The sequence below is a fragment of the Mesorhizobium sp. A623 genome (assembly GCF_054489405.1).
This window is the reverse complement of record NZ_JBTMXB010000001.1, coordinates 350,530-370,011: the sequence shown is the minus strand read 5'-3', so window position 1 is coordinate 370,011 and position 19,482 is coordinate 350,530. Positions and strand designations below refer to the sequence as shown.

The following is a 19,482-nucleotide window of genomic DNA, read 5'->3' as shown; positions in this document are numbered from 1 at the left end:
GAAAGAAAATGAAATTCACGCTCTCCTGGCTCAAGGATCACCTTGAAACCGACGCTTCGCTGGACGAAATCGTCGCGCGGCTGACCTCGATCGGGCTCGAAGTCGAATCCGTCGACGACAAGGCCAGCCTGAAACCCTTCCTCATCGCCAAGGTGCTGACGGCGGTGCAGCATCCCGATGCGGATCGGCTCAGGGTGCTGACCGTCGATACCGGCGACGGCCGCCCGCCGGTGCAGGTGGTATGCGGTGCGCCCAATGCGCGGGCCGGCCTGATCGGCGCGTTCGCAGCACCCGGAACCTATGTTCCCGGCATCGACGTCACCCTTTCCATCGGCAAGATCAGGGGCGTGGAAAGCCACGGCATGATGTGCTCGGAGCGCGAGCTTGAGCTTTCCGACGAGCATGACGGCATCATCGATCTGCCCGCGGACGCACCTGTCGGCGCGAGCTATGCCGCGTACGCGCATCTCGACGATCCGGTCATCGACATTAATCTGACGCCGAACCATCCCGATGCAACGGGCGTCCACGGCATCGCCCGCGACCTGGCGGCTTCGGGGCTGGGCACGCTCAAGACGGCACCGGTCGAGCCGATTGCCGGCCAGGGCGAATGCCCGGTCAAGGTGGTGATCGAAGCGCCCGAGCTTTGTCCCGGCTTCGCGCTGCGGCTTGTGCGTGGCGTCAAGAACGGCCCGTCGCCGAAATGGATGCAGCAGCGGCTGATCGCCATCGGCCTGCGCCCTATCAGCGCGCTGGTCGATATCACCAACTACGTCACCTTCGACCGCGGCCGGCCGCTGCATGTCTTCGATGCGAAGAAGGTTGCCGGAAACCTGACCATTCGTCGCGCGCGCGACGGCGAGAAGGTGCTGGCGCTGGACGGCCGCGAATACACGCTAACGCCTGAAATGTGCGTCATCGCCGATGAAAATAGCGTCGAATCCGTCGCCGGAATTATGGGCGGCGAGCATTCGGGTTGCGACGAAAACACCACCGACGTGTTGATCGAATCCGCGCTGTGGGACCCGATCGCCACCGCCCGCACCGGCCGTTCGCTCGGCATCATCACCGATGCGCGCTACCGCTTCGAGCGCGGCGTCGATCCGGAATTCATGGTGCCGGGACTGGAACTGGCAACCAAACTGGTGCTCGACTTGTGCGGCGGCGAGCCAAGCGAGAAAGAAATCGTCGGCTATGCCGGCCATACGCCGAAAATCGTCTCGTTCCAGCTGGCGGAAGTGAAGCGGCTGACCGGCCTCGACGTGCCGGCTGCGACCAGCCTCGACATTCTTTCCGGCCTCGGCTTCCAGCCGAAAGGGTCAGGCGAAGTGGTCGACGTGGCTGTGCCTTCGTGGCGGCCCGATGTCGACGGCAAGGCCGATCTGGTCGAGGAGGTGATGCGCATCCACGGTGTGGATGCCATCCTGCCTGCGCCGCTGGCCAGCCACGACGCCGTCAACGGCAAGATCCTGACGGTGCTGCAAATCCGCACCCGCGCGGCGCGCCGGGCGCTTGCCGTTCGCGGCATGATGGAGGCCATCACCTGGTCGTTCATCCCGGCCAAGCACGCCGAACTGTTCGGCGGGGGTCAGAGCGCGCTGAAACTTGCCAACCCGATTGCCGCCGACATGTCCGACATGCGGCCCTCGCTGCTGCCGGGACTGATCGCCGCCGCCCAGCGCAATGCCGACAAGGGCATCGGCGACGTGGCGCTGTTCGAAGTGTCGGGCACCTATGAAGGCGATACGCCCGAAAACCAGCGCCGCGTCGCGGCGGGCGTGCGGCGCGGCACCGCCAGGCTTGAAGGCTCTGGCCGCAACTGGTCCGGCAATGCGCAACCTGTCGGCGTGTTCGACGCCAAGTCGGATGCGCTGGCAGCACTGGAGGCCTGCGGCGCGCCAGTGGACCGACTGCAGATCGAGACCGGCGCCCCTGGATGGTATCATCCGGGCCGTTCCGGCGTGATCAAGCTCGGCCCGAAAGTCGTGCTCGGGCATTTTGGCGAATTCCATCCGAAGACGCTGGAAGGGCTGGACGTTTCCGGCCCGCTCTGCGGCTTCGAGGTGTTCGTCGATGCCGTGCCGGAGCCGAAGGCCAAGCCGACGCGGACCAAGCCGAGACTGGAACTTTCCGCCTTCCAGGCGGTGAAGCGCGATTTCGCCTTCGTCGTCGGCAAGGAGATCGAGGCCGGTACGCTGACCAAGGCAGCGCTTGCCGCCGACAGGAAGCTGATCAACGGCGTCAACGTCTTCGACGTGTTCGAGGGCGCTTCGCTTGGCGCGGACAAGAAGTCCGTCGCCATCGAAGTGTCGATCCAGCCGGTCGAAAAGACGCTGACCGACGAGGATTTCGAGGCGCTGGCCAAGCGCATCGTCGACAACGTGCAAAAACAGACCGGCGGCGTGCTGCGGGGCTAAACCCGCAGCACCAACATTTACCGGTTCGTCTGTGCCATCATGGCTGCGCCATAACGCGAGCCGGCGATCTGGTCCGGCGTGATCAGGCCGCCGATTTCGGCCAGTTCCGCCGCGTTCAGTGAAATTCCGGCAGCGGCCACGTTCTGCTCCAGATTGGCGATTTTGCGCGAACCGGGGATCGGCACGATGAAATCGCCCTGATGCAGCACCCAGGCCAGCGCCAGTTGCGCGGCGCTGGCATTCTTTTCCGATGCAAGCTTCTCCAGCCGGGCGACGGCGGCAAGGTTCTTCTCGATGTTTTCCGCCTCGAAACGCGGCAGGCCACGGCGGAAATCGCCTTCGCCGAGTTGATCCGCAGAGCGGATCGCGCCCGCGAGAAAACCGCGCCCGAGCGGGCTGAACGGCACGAAGCCGATGCCGAGTTCGCGGCAGGTTTCCAGCACGCCGTCCTCCGGGTCGCGCGTCCATAGCGAATATTCGCTCTGTAATGCTGCAATCGGATGCACCGCATGCGCCTTGCGCAGCGTGGCGACGCCAACCTCTGACAGACCAAGCGCGCGTACCTTGCCTTCGCGCACCAGCTCGGCCATTTCGCCGACCGTCTCCTCGATGGGAATCTCGGGATCGGGCCGGTGCTGGTAGAACAGGTCGATCACCTCGATGCCGAGCCGCTTCAGCGACGCTTCGGCAACAGCGCGTGCATGGCCGGGCTTGCTGTTCAGGCCGGGCAATGTCTTCGGCCCTTCCGGCGTCTCAATGACGTTGAAGCCGAATTTGGTGGCGATGTTCACCTTGTCGCGCAGCGGGCGCAACGCCTTTCCGACCAGAATCTCGTTGGTGAGGGGGCCATAGACCTCCGCCGTGTCGAAGAAATTCACGCCGAGTTCGACGGCGCGGTGCAGGGTACGGATCGCCTCGCTTTCCTCCTGCCCGCCATAGGCGTGGCTCATCCCCATGCAGCCAAGCCCGACGGGAAAGAGGGACAGTTCGGTTCCAAGCTTGCGCTCTTTCATGGTGTTTCCTTTTTGGAATTGGGCAATGTCGTTGCCGGTGCGGTGCACGGCCTGCCCGATGCGACCTTGGCATAATCCGCCTTTTAGGGCAAAGCTTCGCGCCATCACGATGCAGGGAGAAAGCCGGATGTTTCGCTGGGGTGTTTTGTCGACCGCCAAGATCGCGCGCGATCATCTTATCCCGGCTCTGGTCGATACCGAGAATGGCGTGCTCGCCGCCATTGCCAGCCGCGATCTCGGCAAGGCGCAGGCGCTTGGCCAGCGTTTTGGTGCACGCCATGCCTTCGGCTCCTATGAGGAACTTCTGGCCTCGCCTGAGGTGGACGGCGTCTATATCCCGCTGCCGACCGCGCAGCATGTCGAATGGGCGGCCAAGGCCATGGAAGCCGGCAAGCATGTGCTGGTGGAAAAGCCGCTGGCGCTGTCAGCCTCGGATATTCTGCCGCTGATCAAGCTGCGCGACGCGAAGAAGCTGCTGGTCTGCGAAGCCTTCATGGTCACCTATCATCCGCAATGGATCAAGCTGCGCGAGCTGATCGCCGATGGCGCCATCGGACGCCTGCGCCACGTGCAGGGCGCGTTTTGCTACTACAATGTCGATCCGGACAATATGCGCAACAAGCTCGAACTCGGCGGCGGCGCCTTGCCCGATATCGGCGTTTATCCAACCGTTTCGACACGCTTCGCCACGGGCAAGGAGCCGCTGCGCGTCCAGGCCACGATCGAGCGCGACAAGACCTTCGGCACCGACATCAATTCCTCGGTGCGCGCCGATTTCGGCGATTTCGAGCTTTCCTTCTATGTCTCGACGCAGATGGCGTTGCGGCAATCGATGGTGTTCCACGGCGACCGGGGTTTCATCGAGGTGGCGTCGCCCTTCAATGCCGGGCTTTACGACCATGCCCGCATCGAACTGCACGACCAGAAGCATACGGAAGCGCAAGTCTTCCGCTTTCCCGGTGCGTCGCAATACCGGCTGCAGTTCGAAGCATTCGCGCGGGCTGCAATGGGCGGCAAGGACCGCGTCTTCACGCTGGAAGAGTCCGTGCTCAACCAGAAGGTCATAGACGCCATTTACCGCGCCGGCGAAAAGGACGGCTGGGAGGCGGTGTAAAGCATGTCTCCCGAAAGTGGAAACCGGTTTCGGGGCAAAGACATGCGAAAAAACAAAGACCTAAAGCACGGCAAGCGAATCTGAAAGATCGCGACGTGCTTTAGCGCGCAGTCTATGCTTGATAGAGCAGTCCCTGCGGATCGATCTCCGGCTTGCGCCCGGCAACCAGATCGGCCAGGAATTTCCCGGAACCGCAGGCTAGGGTCCAGCCAAGATGGCCGTGGCCGGTATCGAGATAGAGGTTCTTGAAGCGCGCCTGCCCCAGCACCGGAACGGAATTGGGCATCATCGGCCGCAAACCCGCCCAAAGCTCGGCCTTTTTCTCATCGAACGCGCCGGGGAAAAGCTCGTGCCCCGCCCTGAACAGGGAGGCGAAGTCGCGCGGCTTGAAGCTGCGGTCGAAACCGGTGAGTTCGGCCGTCGAGCCGATCCGCAGCCGATTTCCCAGCCGCGAATAGGCGACGTACCGATCCTCGTCGACGCCGCCCATGGTCGGGCCTTTGCTTTCGTCTTCCAGCGTCACCGTCGCCGTATAGCCCTTGACCGGATAGATCGGCAGGTCAATGCCGTAGCGGCGGCCAAACGGGCCGCTTTCAGGCCCCATCGCGAGAACCACGGCATCGCCGCTCAGTGGGCCGGCGGAGGTCATCACGGACCGCACCCTGTCGCCCTCGATGTCGAGGCTTTCGACCGTGGTGTCGTACAGAAATTTTACGCCGAGCTTTTCCACCGCATAGGCGGCAAGCGCCTCGACCAGTTGCCGCGAATCGCCGGTCTGGTCCATCGACGAATAGACGCCGCCGGCAATGTCGGCCCTGGAGGCGGCCAGGCCGGGCTCCAGTTGAACCAGCCGGTCGCGGTCGACGACCTGGACGTCCAGCCCGCGCTCGCCCAGGTACAGGTAACTTTGCGCACCCGCATCAAAGGACTGTTGCGTGCGGAAAAAATAGACGATGCCCTTCTTGCGTTCGTCGTAGGCGATGCCGGTTTCGGTTGAGAGCGCGTTGATGCATTCGCGCGAATAAAGCGCCATGCGCAGCTTGACGTTGGTATTGGCGCGGACGCGGCCCGACGTGCATTGGCGCAGGAAGCGCAGGCTCCAGGCGAGGAGATACGGATCGGACAAAAGCCTGACCTTGACGCCGAGCTCATGATTGAAAATGCCGCGTACGAAAGTCTTCAGCGCCGCCGGCGAGGCCCATGCGGTGGCGTCTCCCGGCGAAACCAGCCCCGCATTGGAATAGCTGGTGCCGCGCGCAGCCATGGCGTGCCGTTCGACGACGGTGACTTCATGGCCGTCTTTCGCCAGATAGAAGGCGGCAGCCGTGCCGACCACGCCGGCACCCAAAACGAGTATCTTCATGCTACATCCCCTGCCCGCCGGAGTGGCGCCGACGACTCGACACGCCGTGCGTCGAAGCTGCCTCCATAGCGCTTACGCAACAGCGCTTCGACCCCTCAAACCCATCCAGCTTTAGGGCCAGTCAGCCGCGCGCGAAGAATTCTTGGCCGTCAGGATACGCTCCCACGCCAGCGCGTCCGTCACGATCCGGGTCAGGTCGTCGTGCTTAGGCACCCAGCCAAGTTCGCTGCGGGCGCGATCGGAATTGGCGACGACGGCGGCGGCGTCGCCGGCACGGCGGACACCCATGACGACCGGAAAGTCGTGACCGAAGACGCGGCGCACGCTGTCGATCACCTCGATCACCGAATAGCCGTGGCTATAGCCGCAATTGGCGATCATGCTCGCGCCCCCGGCGCGCAGCCGCTGCAAGGCCAGCCGGTGGGCCGCCGCCAGATCGCTGACATGGATGTAGTCGCGGATGCAGGTGCCGTCGGGTGTCGGATAATCGGTGCCGAACACCTGCATCGAGGCGCGTTTTCCAAGGGCTGTTTCGCAGGCGACCTTGATGAGATGGGTAGCGCCTGGCGTCGATTGACCGGTGCGGCCTTTCGGATCGGCGCCGGCGACATTGAAATAGCGCAGCGCCGTATAGCGAAGACCGTGCGCGGCCGCCGCATCGCGCAGCATCCATTCGCTCATCAGCTTGGACAGGCCATAGGGCGATTCCGGGGAAAGTTGCGCGTCTTCGCGAACCGGCTCCAGCCCGGCCCCGCCATAGACGGCAGCGGTCGAGGAAAAAATGAAGTTGGCCACGCCTTCGCGCACCGCCGTCTCGATCAGCGCGCGTGTCTTGCAGGTGTTGTTCTCGTAGTAGGCGAGCGGATCGGCGACCGATTCCGGCACCACGATGGAGCCGGCGAAGTGGATGATGGCGTCGACGCCATGATCGCGAATGATCTGGCCGACCAGTTCCTTGTCCGCCACGTCGCCAACGACAAGCTTGGCCTCGGGGGCCACCGCCCATTCGAAGCCGGTCGACAGCCGGTCGAGGACAACGACGCTTTCGCCGGCATCCAGCAACTCCCAGACCATGTGGCTGCCGATATAGCCGGCACCCCCCGTTACCAGAACCGTCATGCGATACCCTCTGTTACGCTGGAAACAGCTTGGACTTTAGGATTGGTGCACTGTCCGCCGCAAGCGGTTAAAATCCCACGGAGGGACCGGCGGCAAACAACCTATTTGAGACTGGATTGTTTCAAAACAAAGACCAGATCCTTTGACCGTGGTTGTTCACGGTTAGGAAAAGGCGTGGCATTTTGACCAAACGGGTCCGGTGGACGCGGAAACAGCCAGTGGTTATGATCCGCGCAAAATGTGGGACGCAAGCATGAACTACCAGCGGTTCTTCGAGGATGCCATCGACCAGCTCCACGCAGAGCGGCGATACCGGGTCTTCGCCGACCTCGAGCGCATCGTCGGAAAATTCCCGCGCGCCATCTGGCGCGCCAACGGGCGCGAGCAGGAAATTACCGTCTGGTGCTCGAACGACTATCTCGGCATGGGGCAGCACGCCGACGTGATCGCCGCATTCCAGAACGTGGCCGGCCGTATGGGTTCGGGCGCGGGCGGCACCCGCAACATTTCCGGCACCAGCAATCCGCTGGTCGAACTGGAGCTTGAACTGGCCGATCTGCACGGCAAGGAGGCCGGGCTTGTCTTCACCTCCGGTTTCATCTCGAACGAGGCGTCGATCTCGACCATCGCGCGGCTGTTGCCCAATTGCCTGGTCATTTCCGACGAACTGAACCATGCCTCGATGATCGAGGGCGTGCGCCGTTCCGGCGCGGAGAAGAAGATCTTCCGCCATAACGATGTCGCGCATCTGGAAAGCCTGCTGCAGGCAGCCGGACGCGAGCGCGCCAAGCTGATCGTTTTCGAGAGCGTCTATTCGATGGACGGTGACATTTCGCCGATCCGAGAAATCGCCGACCTAGCGGAAAAATACAACGCCCTGACCTATATCGACGAGGTCCATGCCGTGGGCATGTACGGGCCGCGCGGCGGCGGCATCACCGAGCGCGAGGGGCTGGCCGACCGCATCGACGTCATCGAAGGCACGTTGGCCAAGGCGTTCGGCACGTTGGGTGGCTACATCACCGGCACCAGCGCCATCATCGACGCCGTGCGCTCCTATGCGCCGGGCTTCATCTTCACCACGGCTCTGCCGCCGGCAATCGCAGCCGCGGCGACAGCCTCCATCCGGCACCTCAAGACCTCGCAGACCGAGCGCGACGCGCAGCAACGCCAGGCGGAGCGCACCAAGCACATCCTGGCCGCCGCCGGTCTGCCGGTGATGGCCTCGACCACCCATATCGTGCCGATCCTGGTGGGCGACCCCGAGCTTTGCAAAATGGCCACGGACCGCCTGCTTGGCGTACACGGCATCTACATCCAGCCGATCAACTATCCGACCGTGCCGCGCGGCACCGAACGCCTGCGTATCACGCCAACGCCTTACCACTCGGACGAACTGATCCTGGAACTGCAAGGCGCGCTGGTCGAGACGTGGGACGTGCTGGGCATTGCCTATGGCGGGGCCGGACGCCCGGCCGTTGCGGAAAGCGAACGCGTCATACCGCTGCTCGTTCCTAAGTCTGGCGGCTGAACCAGCCCTTTCAGGCTTCGCCGCTATTTTTTATCGTCCTGCGCGACCCGGTTGGCGGAACGGCGCGCTTCCTGTTCGGCATCGTCGCGCTGGACGCGGCCGGTGGTAAGCAACACGATCGGGCCGCGACATTTCTGCAAGACGGTGGTCGCCGTGTCCCCGAAGAACAATTTGTCTCCAGGCCGCTGGGTAACGCCCATCACGATCAGCGCAGTGCCTCTTGCCGCTTCCTTGCGGATGGCTTCTCCGGCCCCGCCGTGCATTCGCATCGCCGTCAGCACGGACACGCCGTAGCGCTCGCCCAGTTGGACGATGTCCTTGAGGACGGCTTCCTCATGCTGGTGCGAAATCGACGTTTTCCGGCTCGACGTCCCTTCCTGCGATACATAGAGCGCCTTGACGCGGGCACCGTTGGGACGCGCGACCGCCAGCGCAAGCTCGGCGGCGCGGCGTGAGGCGTCCGTGCCGTTGACGGGCACGAGAATGGTTTCGCCCGCGCGCAGGGCGGGCATCCTGCCGGTTGCGCCAGCCCCCTTCATGACGATGCAGAGCGGGCCGTCGAAGCCGCTGGCCAGATCGCTCATTCGCGCGGTGAAATCGCCCTTCTGGTTCAGGCTGCTGTTCAGGCCGATAAGCAGCATGTCATAACCCTTGCGGGCTTCCTCCTTGATCGTCTCGCCGGTAGCGCCGGCTTCGCTGCGCGCACTGAGATGAACCTTCTCGACCGGCGTGTCGTCGCTTTCCTTGGCCGCTGTGGCGCTGGCCTCGGCGCCCTTCCTGATCGTGTCCATGTGCTTTTGCGGCCCCTTCCTGGCGGACGCGCTGGCCGACGCCTGGCCGGTCAGATGCAGGAACGTTGTCGGCGTACCCCTGCCGCCACCGATCAAACCCGCCAGATAGGCACTGAACTTGCCGATCGCGCTGTCGTCGGCGGCCAGCAGCAGGCGCTCGAGTTTCGACACGAAGCCGCGCTGGTCGAGTTCCTCGCGCTCGACGCGCTCTTTTTCCTTTTCGCCCATGGGCAGCCGCGCCAACGCCCAGCGCAGCATCGGCGGCATGGCCAGCGTGGTGAGCACGGCCATGGTGACGATCATGGTGAACAGGTTCTGCGACAGGATGCCCATCGACAGGCCAATGCTGGCGACGATGACCTCTGTCGAACCGCGCGCATTCATGCCGCAGCCGATGGCGGTTGCTTCCTTCCAGGACAGGCCGGCAAATTTGCCGCCCATGAACGCGCCGCTGAATTTGCCGACGCTGGCGATGACGACAAGACCGAGGGTAAGCAGGGCCAGCGTCGGGTCGACAAGCACGGTAAGATCCGCCGACAGGCCGGCCACGCCGAAGAAGATTGGCATGAACAGGGCCGTGATGATGCCACGCAACTGGCTTTCGATGTGATCCGAAAGAATCGGTGATTCGCCGACCAGGATGCCGGCGATGAACGCGCCGAGCACCGTATGAACGCCGATCAGGTCGGTGATCAGCGCCATGACGCCCATGATGATGAGGATCATGGTGATCACCGCATACTCGCTGCGGAAAACGTCGTTGGTCCAGCGGATAAGGGTGAAGACGATGCGCCGGCCCAGCGTGAAGCTGAACACCATGAACGCCGCCACCGCGAGCACACTGCCGAGCAGCGGCAGCACCTCGACCTTGCCATGGGTCGCGATGCCGAAGGTGACGGCGATAATCAGCCAGCCGACCGTGTCCTCGATGATGGCGGAGGAGACGATGATCTGGCCGATATCGCGGCGCATGAAGTTCATTTCACGCACGACCATGGCGACGATCTTGACCGACGAAATCGACAGGGCGGTGCCGAGGAAAAGCCCGGCGACGATGCGCTCGTCCGGCTCGGGCAGCAGGTCCGGGGGCAGGAATTGCGCCAGCGCGAAGCCGCAGGCGAACGGCACCAGCACGCCGGTCGTCGAAATCGAAACGCAGGCCGCGCGCACGCGGCGCACCAGTTTCAGATCGGTCTCCATGCCGGTCAAAAGCAGAAGCATGAGGACACCGAGCTGCGCAACGGCGTCGATCATGCTTTTCTGGACGGGATCGCTGGAAAACACGAAATGCTGCGCCGAAGGCCACAGCCAGCCGAACAGGGACGGTCCGAGTGCGATGCCGCCGATCAACTGGCCCATAACGGCGGGCTGTCCCAGGCGTTGCAGGATTTCACCAAGCCCGCGCCCGACGACCAGCAGAAGGACGATACCGGCGACGAAGGCGGTTTCGCTCGGTTCGGAAAGGCTGGAACCAGCGGCCCCGCCTTTTTCCGCCCAGGCGCGGCCCGCGGCCAAAAGCAACAGCGCAAAACCCAACCCGAAAATGAAAACAGAGACCCGCCGTCCGTTGCCTGCACGATGCATTGAGCCTCTTATCCCCCGCAATTCTTCGACTGAAACGCCTGGAAGTGGATTTACGTTGCGTTGAACCCTATTCTTTTCCGATGATCCGATCACCCCCTGCTGCAGGCGTATACCGTGTCTGTCCGCTGTCCCTTCGGCCAAATTTCGGAACCGTTGTCCCCCATGTCCGTTGAAGATGGCGCCCGGCATACCAGCCAATCTCCTTCCCGAGCAAAACCTGACCGTATGCCCGATCGTTCGCAGACCCTTCCCCATTCCCTTGCCAGCGCGTTTCGCCGGAAAGCGCCGGGCTTCATCGATTTCGAAAGCGACGCGGCCTGCACGACGATTGCTTCCTATAACGTCCACAAATGCGTCGGCACCGACGGAAAATTCGATCCGGCCCGTATCGCCCGTGTCCTCGGCGAACTCGACGCCGACATTGTCGCGCTGCAGGAGGTCGACGAGCGGACCGGCGCGCGGCTGGGCCTGCTCGACCTGAACGCGCTGCAACGCGATACCGATCTCGTCCCCACGCATACGCCTGAGCACCATGGCAGCCACGGCTGGCACGGAAATCTCATCCTGGCGCGCCGCGGCATCGTACAGGACGTGCGCCAGGTCAGGCTGCCGGGATTCGAGCCCCGCGGCGCCATCATCGTCGATCTGGAGCTGAAGGGCGTCGCGTTGCGCGTCGTGGCGGCGCATTTCGGCCTGTTGCGGCGCTCACGCTCGCAGCAGGCAAGCGCGCTGGTCGAGGCGACGCAGTCGGTGCTGCGGCCTACCATCCTGCTTGGCGACCTCAACGAATGGCGCGTGCGCAACCGCTCGTCGCTGCTGGCGCTGCTGCCGCATTTCGGCCCGGTCCACGCGGTGTTGCCGAGCTTTCCATCGCGCTTTCCGCTTTTGGCGCTGGATCGAATCCTGGCCCGGCCAGCCAGCCTCATCACCCGCATCGAGGTTCATCAATCGGCTCTCGCCCGCCTCGCATCCGACCATTTGCCGATCAAGGCGCGGCTGAACCTCGACGGCATAAGGCAGGCGGCCACGCAACCAGACCGCGCCTGAACAGTTCTTGCTGCAGCCTGAATGCGCCCAACCTGAATGTGCAAAACACATGCTGCGTGAATGGGAAAAGGATGGACCTGGCGGTTTCGCGACTTGCAAAAGACAAGATCAGGACTGGCAATACCGGCCTGCTCCTGATCGCGGACAATTATGACGCCTTCGCCGCGCGTATCCTGGCCACGCGAAGCGCTACGCGCACGCTCGACTTGATGTATTACCTCTGGCACGACGACCATACCGGGCGCCTGCTGATGCAGGAGGTCGTACGGGCGGCGGAGCGCGGCGTGCGCGTACGCATCCTGCTCGACGACATCAATTCTCCCAACAGCGACAGCGCCTATCAGGCGCTCGATGCCCATCCCAACGTCGAACTGAAGCTGTTCAATCCAAGCGGCATGAGGAACGGCAGCCTGCTGCGCGGGCTCGAGCTGGTCTTCCGCCTGTTCGCGATGACGCGACGGATGCACAACAAGGCATGGATTGCCGACGATACCATCGCCATTGTCGGCGGACGCAACATCGGCGACGCCTATTTCGACGCGGCAGAGACGAATTTCCGCGACCTCGATCTGCTGCTGGTGGGGCCGGCCGTTTCGCAGGCTACGCGGATATTCGAAGCCTTCTGGAACTCTTCCGCCGTCATGGGCATCGGCGCGCTGCATCCGGGTGAGCCTGCCGAAGTGGCGGGCTTCGTCTCGCAAATCGACCGCACCGAGGATACGGCATTGCTGGACGGCCTGCGCAGCCTCAACTCGATCACCGAGTTCATCGCGGCGGGCGGCGGCTTTCACTGGACCACGGCGGCCCGCGTCATCTCCGATCCGCCGGAGAAGGTTCGCGGCGAAAAAACGCGAAGCTGGCTGATGCGGGAATTGCTGCCGATCCTGCAATCCAGCGCCAAAAATCTGGAAATCGTCTCGCCGTATTTCATCCCCGGCAGGAAGGGCACGGCCATCTTTTCCCAACTGGTGGCAAAGGGTTCGACTGTCACCGTGCTGACCAACTCGCTCGCCGCCACCGATGTCGCAACCGTGCACGGCGCCTATGCCAACTACCGCAAGCGCCTGCTGAAAGCCGGCATCCGGCTATTCGAACTGCAGCCGTTCAGCCGGCAGGCGAATATCTCGGTCTTCGGCTCCAAGGGCGCCAGCCTCCACACCAAGGCCTTTACGGTCGACGGGAAAATCGGCTTCGTCGGTTCCTTCAACTTCGACCCGCGCTCTATATCGCTGAATGCGGAGATGGGCGTGCTGTTCGAGGACGAGTGGCTGGCGGCGGAATTGCGCCGGCGCTTCCGCCACGAGATCCTGCCGCAGACAAGCTATGCCGTGACCCTGCGCGACGGCAGGCTGGTCTGGACCGGCATCGACCAGGGCCAGATGCACCAATATACCACCGAACCGGAAGCCAGCCTGTCCCGGCGCGTGCTGGCAAAGCTGGTCCGCTGGCTGCCGATCGAGTCGCAGCTGTAATTGACGGGCCGGTCTTGCGGGGATACCCGTTGCTTTGCTGTGAGCGCGTGCGCCGATCCGGCCTACGCCCGGTTACCCGTTGCCGTCGAGGGATTCTTCCCTGCGCTGCACGTCGTTGGAGATCGCCCTTGGCCCTTCCCCTTTTCCTGCAGCTTAGCCATCGGGATGTCATCTCCGAGAAGGAGAAAACGGAACTCTTCGCGCTGTTTGCGCGGGAGAAATCCTATCTGGCCGGCGAAGAGATCGTGCGTGAAGGCGCCCGCCCGAAGGTGAGCCTGCTTCTTGTCGACGGCCTGTGCGGCCGCTTCAAGGTACTGGAAGACGGCGGCCGCCAGATTGCGGCGTTTCACGTTCCAGGCGACTTTCTCGACCTGCACGGCTTCCTGTTGAAGGTGCTGGCGCATGGCGTCGTTGCCCTGTCGGACTGCACGCTGGTTCAGGTCGAACACGAGGCGCTGAAGAAGCTTACGGAAACGTCCCCTCATCTTGCACGGATGCTCTGGCTCGATACGCTGATCGACGCATCGGTACACCGCGAATGGCTGGTTGCCATGGGGCGCAGGCCTGCAATCGGCCAGCTGGCGCACCTCATGTGTGAACTTTATACGCGCCTGAAGATCGTGGACCAGACCAAAGGGTTGAGTTTCAAGCTGCCATTGACGCAGAACCAATTGGCGGATGCGCTCGGGCTTTCCCTCGTCCACGTCAACCGCACGCTGCGAGACCTGCGGCAACGCGGCGTCATCACCTGGGAGAACGACCGCGTGCAGATCGATGATTGGGACGGTCTGGTGGAGATCGCGGAATTCGATCCCACCTATCTCAGCCTGCAGAAGGAGCCGCGCTGAGCGCTATATTCGGCCAAGCACGACGAGAACGACGACGATAATCAAGATTAGGCCAAGTCCGCCGCCGCCGTAATAGCCGGTGCCGTAGAAAGGGCCGCCGCCAAAGCCGCTGAAGCCGCCAAGCAGCGCCAGAACCAGAATGATGATAAGTATGGTGCCCAAGCCCATGATGTGACCTCCTAGACTGTCGGCGCCACTGCGGCGTCGATTGCGTCAGGAGAGAACGCGCAGAGCCGTCTCGCGTTCCATGGGGCGCTTGAGACCGGCAGCGTGGCGTTAAAGGCTGTCTTCGAGGATAGGCTCGATGGCGACCGAGTTTTCGCCACGGCTGAAGGCGACCGCCAGGCGAAAGCTGTGGGCGATGCGCAGCGCGCGATCCATGAACAGCGCCGCCACATCGGGCGGGCAAAGGCGCCGCACGGTTGCGCGAAACAATGTCAGCCAACGCCGGAAATGCGCCTCGCCAAGCCCCGGAATGGCCAGATGCGGCGGCAGCGGCCGCCCGTCATAGCGGCCCGTGCGCAAAAGCATCGAGGACCAGAAGTCGCACATTTTTGCCAGATGAACGGGCCAGGCCTCCGGCGCGATTCGGCTGTTGAAGACCGGCCCCAGCAGCGCGTCGCGGCGGATCTCGTCATAGAACCCGTGAACGACGGCATGGACCATCGCCTCGTCGAGAACCTCCGGCAACGGAACACCGTCGATGATGATCGTCTCCCGACCTTTTCGAATTTGCGTCATGCTTCCTGTTCCGTCTTCATTCCACGTCCTGGAGACTGTTTGGAAATTCTACCCTGCCGGTCATCTGGCGTGGTTTTCCGCGCTTCCGGTGCTTACATACGCGAATTATCAAACCGTCTCTCATGACCGTCATAGAGCAGGCAGGTAATTCGTATTTGCGATAAAGCAAGCTGGCGCTCCGACAAAGCCCGCCGTTCCCGGCAAAGCCTGCTGTTAATGTCTCGTGTAGAGCGCTTGCGTGCCGCCAAGCCTGTTCTTATATACCCGGCAAGCCGTTCGCTGCCCGGACATGAGCCGGTTGTAGCGACGGAAATTCTTGTGAACAGGGGTTTTCCACGGAACGCCTGATGGGTCCGGAAAACCTGCTTAGCGGAGAGAACGAAAAAAAATGGCAAAAGTAATCGGTATCGACCTCGGAACGACCAACTCCTGCATCGCCATCATGGACGGCAAGGAGCCGAAGGTCATCGAGAATGCGGAAGGCGCGCGCACGACGCCTTCGATCGTCGCTTTTTCCAGCGACGGCGAGCGTCTCGTCGGCCAGCCGGCCAAGCGCCAGGCGGTCACCAATCCTGAAAACACCGTCTTCGCGGTCAAGCGTCTCATCGGCCGCCGCTACGACGACCCCGTCACCTCCAAGGACAAGGATCTCGTCCCCTACACGATCGTCAAGGGCGACAATGGCGACGCATGGGTGGAAGCCGGCGGAGCCAAGCAGTCGCCCTCGCAGATTTCGGCCATGATCCTGCAGAAGATGAAGGAAACGGCGGAAGCCTATCTCGGCGAGAAGGTCGAGAAGGCGGTCATCACCGTTCCGGCCTATTTCAACGACGCCCAGCGCCAGGCCACCAAGGACGCCGGCAAGATCGCTGGCCTTGAAGTCCTGCGCATCATCAACGAGCCGACCGCGGCAGCGCTCGCCTACGGCCTCGACAAACGGGAAGGCAAGACCATCGCCGTTTATGACCTTGGCGGCGGTACTTTCGATATTTCCGTGCTGGAAATCGGCGACGGCGTGTTCGAGGTCAAGTCGACCAACGGCGACACCTTCCTCGGCGGCGAGGATTTCGACATGCGCCTGGTCGAGTACCTGGCGGCCGAGTTCAAGAAGGAACAGGGCATCGACCTGAAAACCGACAAACTGGCCCTGCAGCGCCTCAAGGAGGCTGCGGAGAAGGCCAAGATCGAACTGTCGTCGACCACACAGACCGAGATCAACCTGCCCTTCATCACCGCCGACCAGACCGGCCCGAAGCACCTGACGCTGAAGCTTACCCGCGCCAAGCTCGAGCAGCTGGTGGACGATCTCGTCCAGCGCACCATCGAGCCCTGCAAGGCGGCGCTCAAGGACGCGGGCCTCAAGGCCGGCGAGATCGACGAAGTGGTTCTGGTCGGCGGCATGACGCGCATGCCCAAGATCCAGGAAATCGTGAAGCAGTTCTTCGGCAAGGAGCCGCACAAGGGCGTCAACCCGGATGAAGTGGTGGCGCTTGGTGCGGCCATCCAGGCCGGCGTGCTGCAGGGCGACGTCAAGGACGTGCTGTTGCTCGACGTGACGCCGCTATCGCTCGGCATCGAGACGCTGGGCGGCGTGTTCACACGCCTGATCGAGCGCAACACGACGATCCCGACCAAGAAGAGCCAGGTGTTCTCCACCGCCGAGGATTCGCAGAGCGCGGTGACCATCCGCGTCTTCCAGGGCGAGCGCGAGATGGCGCAGGACAACAAGGCGCTCGGCCAGTTCGACCTGGTCGGCATTCCGCCGGCGCCGCGCGGCGTGCCGCAGATCGAGGTCACCTTCGACATCGACGCCAACGGCATCGTCAACGTCTCCGCCAAGGACAAGGGCACCGGCAAGGAGCACCAGATCCGCATCCAGGCCTCGGGCGGCCTTTCCGACGCCGACATCGACAAGATGGTCAAGGATGCCGAGGCCAATGCCGAGACCGACAAGAAGCGGCGCGGGCTGGTCGAAGCGCGTAACCAGGCCGAAGCGCTGGCGCATTCTTCGGAGAAGTCGCTGAAGGAGTATGGCGAGAAGGTTTCGGAGGACGACCGTAAGGCGATCTCCGATGCGATCGCAGCGCTCAAGACTGCCGCGGAAGGCGATGACGCCGCCGAGATCGAGGCAAAGAGCCAGGCGCTGGCTGAAGTTTCGATGAAGCTGGGCCAAGCCATGTACGAGGCCAGCCAGAAAGAAGCCGCCGAAGCCGACGCCCAGGCGGATGCCGCCAAGGACGACGATGTGGTCGACGCCGATTTCGAGGAAATCGACGAGGACGACGACAAGAAGAAGTCGGCGTAAGCGGCCTGATTGCAGGTAAAACGGAAAGCCCGGCGCAAAGGCCGGGCTTTTTTGCAACCAATTCCGGAAATGTGCGATGAACGCCGCGGCAGCTATGGCGCCCCGGCCTTTCAATTCCTAAATCGAACGCATGGAGCCGGCAAATGACGCAACAATGCTTCAAGACATTGAACATCCGGGCAGCGGGACAAAATGAAGGCTGATTTCTACGAAACGCTGGGCGTGCAAAAAGGCGCCGACGAGAAGGAACTGAAAGGCGCTTTCCGCAAGCTTGCCATGCAGTTCCATCCGGACCGGAATCCGGGCGACGACGCCTGCGAGCACAAGTTCAAGGAAATCAACGAAGCCTATGAAACGCTGAAAGACCCGCAGAAGCGGGCCGCCTACGACCGCTTCGGCCACGCGGCTTTCGAACAGGGCGGCATGAACGGCGGCGGCCAGGGCTTCGCCAGCGGCGGTTTCGCCGACATCTTCGAAGACATTTTCGGCGACATGATGGGCGGCGGCAGGCGGCGCTCCTCGGGCGGGCGCGAACGCGGCGCCGACCTGCGCTACAACATGGAAATCACGCTGGAAGAAGCATTTGCCGGCAAGACCGCGCAGATTCGCGTGCCTGCTCCCATTTCCTGCACCGAATGCTCGGGTACCGGCGCCAAGCCCGGCACCCAGCCGGTCACCTGCTCGATGTGCAACGGCCACGGCAAGGTGCGCGCCAGCCAGGGCTTCTTCTCCATCGAGCGCACCTGCCCGCAATGCCAGGGTCGCGGCCAGACGATCAAGGACCCATGCCCGAAATGCGCCGGCCAGGGCCGCGTCATCGAGGAGCGTTCGCTATCGGTCAATATCCCGGCCGGCATCGAGGACGGCACCCGCATTCGCCTCGCCAACGAAGGCGAAGCCGGGCAGCGCGGCGGGCCTTCAGGCGATCTCTATATTTTCCTGGCGGTAAAGCCGCACGAATTCTTCCAGCGCGACGGTGCCGACCTCTATTGCAAGGTGCCGATCTCGATGACCACGGCAGCGCTCGGCGGCCAGTTCGAGGTGACGACGCTGGACGGCACCCAGACCCGCGTGAAAGTGCCGGAGGGCACGCAGAACGGCCGTCAGTTCCGCCTGAAGGGCAAGGGCATGCCGGTGCTGCGCCAGCCGAATATCGGCGATCTCTACATCCAGACCGCTGTGGAAACGCCGCAAAACCTGTCGCGCCGCCAACGCGAATTGCTGGAAGAGTTCGAAAAGCTCTCGTCCACGGACAATTCTCCACAGTCGAGCGGCTTTTTCTCTCGCATGAAGGATTTCTTCGAGTCGTTCGGAGAGCAGTGAGTGCGACTTTTTTTGTTTCGATAACGACATTTCCGCGTGATTTTTGGTTGATGCCCCGCCGGTAGATGCTACATAGCGCGCGGGGGACGCACGGGAGATGCTTGCATGATACGTGGTTCCGAATTGCGCAAAGCGCTTGCGGAAAAATTCAGCGACGAAGTCAGCTTTTTCAAAGGCTGGATGGACAAGCCCAAGGCCGTCGGTGCTATCGTGCCTACCAGCTCCGTGACGGCGCGGCGGATGGCGTCTGTCATCGATACCGGTTCGAACCTGCCGGTGCTGGAGGTCGGCCCCGGAACTGGCGTCATAACGAAGGCGATCTTGGCGCGCGGGGTAAGGCCAGAAAGCCTCTACGCTATCGAATATTCCGCGAACTTCGTTCGCCATTTGCGCCGGCTCTACCCAAGCGTCAACATCATCGAGGGCGACGCTTTCAATATCGATCATACGCTCGGCGACAAGCGCGACACGATCTTCGATTGCGCGATCTCGGCCGTCCCGCTGCTCAACTTCCCGGTGGAGCGCCGCGTTGCCTATCTGAACGATCTTCTGGCGCGCATTCCGGCCGGGCGGCCGGTGATCCAGATCACCTATGGGCCGATGTCGCCTATCCCCGCCGGCAAGGGCGACTACACGGTGAAGCATTTCGATTTCATCATCCGCAACATCCCGCCGGCCCATCTGTGGATTTACCGGCGTCCTGCTCATTGATCCCGACTGTACGATTGATTTGGCCAGCACTTTGCCTATAGCTGCGGTCTGACCGAGTACCGGAACAGACCGAACCCGTTCCGTGGTCGATCCGATGCCCGAA

The 19,482-nt window shown here is 62.8% G+C and carries 15 protein-coding genes; 9 read left to right on the top strand and 6 right to left on the bottom strand.

Annotation, left to right across the window (positions count from 1 at the left end; translation table 11 throughout):
- The first annotated feature begins 8 nt into the window (after window positions 1–8).
- Window positions 9–2,417 (top strand): phenylalanine--tRNA ligase subunit beta, encoded by a 2,409-nt coding sequence (pheT, locus tag ACX3P1_RS01865; protein ID WP_459077818.1) that lies wholly within the window; start codon window positions 9–11, stop codon window positions 2,415–2,417.
- Between the two features lie 17 nt (window positions 2,418–2,434).
- Here pheT and ACX3P1_RS01860 read toward each other — a convergent pair whose 3' ends face one another.
- Window positions 2,435–3,430 carry an aldo/keto reductase gene (locus tag ACX3P1_RS01860; RefSeq protein ID WP_459077817.1) on the bottom strand — a complete coding sequence of 332 codons (996 nt, stop codon included), beginning with the start codon at window positions 3,428–3,430 and terminating at the stop codon, window positions 2,435–2,437.
- Window positions 3,431–3,557: 127 nt separating this feature from the next.
- Here ACX3P1_RS01860 and ACX3P1_RS01855 point away from each other — a divergent pair, with 127 nt between their 5' ends.
- Complete coding sequence (locus ACX3P1_RS01855) at window positions 3,558–4,544, top strand: Gfo/Idh/MocA family protein (RefSeq protein ID WP_459077816.1); 987 nt, start codon at window positions 3,558–3,560, stop codon at window positions 4,542–4,544.
- A 112-nt stretch (window positions 4,545–4,656) separates the two neighbouring features.
- Here the strand turns inward: ACX3P1_RS01855 and ACX3P1_RS01850 are convergent, their stop codons facing one another.
- Window positions 4,657–5,907, bottom strand: a complete 1,251-nt coding sequence (locus ACX3P1_RS01850; protein WP_459077815.1) for a D-amino acid dehydrogenase — start codon at window positions 5,905–5,907, stop codon at window positions 4,657–4,659.
- 111 nt (window positions 5,908–6,018) lie between these two features.
- A complete protein-coding gene (galE, locus tag ACX3P1_RS01845) occupies window positions 6,019–7,026 on the bottom strand; it encodes a UDP-glucose 4-epimerase GalE (RefSeq protein WP_459077814.1) in 1,008 nt (335 codons plus the stop codon).
- A 253-nt stretch (window positions 7,027–7,279) separates the two neighbouring features.
- On the opposite strand from galE, the gene hemA reads away from it, so the two are divergent.
- Window positions 7,280–8,557 (top strand): 5-aminolevulinate synthase, encoded by a 1,278-nt coding sequence (gene hemA / locus ACX3P1_RS01840; RefSeq protein WP_459077813.1) that lies wholly within the window; start codon window positions 7,280–7,282, stop codon window positions 8,555–8,557.
- Window positions 8,558–8,580: 23 nt separating this feature from the next.
- Here hemA and ACX3P1_RS01835 read toward each other — a convergent pair whose 3' ends face one another.
- Complete coding sequence (locus ACX3P1_RS01835) at window positions 8,581–10,932, bottom strand: cation:proton antiporter domain-containing protein (protein ID WP_459077812.1); 2,352 nt, start codon at window positions 10,930–10,932, stop codon at window positions 8,581–8,583.
- Window positions 10,933–11,157: 225 nt separating this feature from the next.
- Between ACX3P1_RS01835 and ACX3P1_RS01830 the strand changes: the two genes are divergently transcribed.
- The 3 genes from ACX3P1_RS01830 (at window position 11,158) to ACX3P1_RS01820 (ending at window position 14,299) form a co-directional block, all read left to right on the top strand.
- The gene (locus ACX3P1_RS01830) at window positions 11,158–11,979 is read left to right on the top strand and encodes an endonuclease/exonuclease/phosphatase family protein (RefSeq protein WP_459077811.1); all 822 of its coding nucleotides are present in this window, start codon (window positions 11,158–11,160) and stop codon (window positions 11,977–11,979) included.
- 71 nt (window positions 11,980–12,050) lie between these two features.
- Window positions 12,051–13,451: a phospholipase D-like domain-containing protein gene (locus ACX3P1_RS01825; protein ID WP_459077810.1), complete on the top strand. Its 1,401-nt coding sequence runs from the start codon at window positions 12,051–12,053 to the stop codon at window positions 13,449–13,451.
- Between the two features lie 128 nt (window positions 13,452–13,579).
- The gene (locus ACX3P1_RS01820) at window positions 13,580–14,299 is read left to right on the top strand and encodes a Crp/Fnr family transcriptional regulator (RefSeq protein WP_459077809.1); all 720 of its coding nucleotides are present in this window, start codon (window positions 13,580–13,582) and stop codon (window positions 14,297–14,299) included.
- Window positions 14,300–14,302: 3 nt separating this feature from the next.
- On the opposite strand, the gene ACX3P1_RS01815 is transcribed toward ACX3P1_RS01820, so the two are convergent.
- Together ACX3P1_RS01815 and ACX3P1_RS01810 are read right to left on the bottom strand one after the other, a co-directional pair.
- The gene (locus ACX3P1_RS01815; RefSeq protein WP_459077808.1) at window positions 14,303–14,467 is read right to left on the bottom strand and encodes a DUF3309 family protein; all 165 of its coding nucleotides are present in this window, start codon (window positions 14,465–14,467) and stop codon (window positions 14,303–14,305) included.
- Between the two features lie 108 nt (window positions 14,468–14,575).
- The gene (locus ACX3P1_RS01810; protein ID WP_459077807.1) at window positions 14,576–15,040 is read right to left on the bottom strand and encodes a group III truncated hemoglobin; all 465 of its coding nucleotides are present in this window, start codon (window positions 15,038–15,040) and stop codon (window positions 14,576–14,578) included.
- 388 nt (window positions 15,041–15,428) lie between these two features.
- On the opposite strand from ACX3P1_RS01810, the gene dnaK reads away from it, so the two are divergent.
- The 3 genes from dnaK (at window position 15,429) to pmtA (ending at window position 19,379) form a co-directional block, all read left to right on the top strand.
- Complete coding sequence (gene dnaK, locus ACX3P1_RS01805) at window positions 15,429–17,345, top strand: molecular chaperone DnaK (RefSeq protein ID WP_459077806.1); 1,917 nt, start codon at window positions 15,429–15,431, stop codon at window positions 17,343–17,345.
- 192 nt (window positions 17,346–17,537) lie between these two features.
- Window positions 17,538–18,668 (top strand): molecular chaperone DnaJ, encoded by a 1,131-nt coding sequence (gene dnaJ / locus ACX3P1_RS01800; RefSeq protein WP_459077805.1) that lies wholly within the window; start codon window positions 17,538–17,540, stop codon window positions 18,666–18,668.
- A 105-nt stretch (window positions 18,669–18,773) separates the two neighbouring features.
- On the top strand, window positions 18,774–19,379 hold the full coding sequence (gene pmtA, locus ACX3P1_RS01795; RefSeq protein WP_459077804.1) for a phospholipid N-methyltransferase PmtA: 606 nt from the start codon (window positions 18,774–18,776) through the stop codon (window positions 19,377–19,379).
- The last annotated feature ends 103 nt before the right edge of the window (window positions 19,380–19,482 follow it).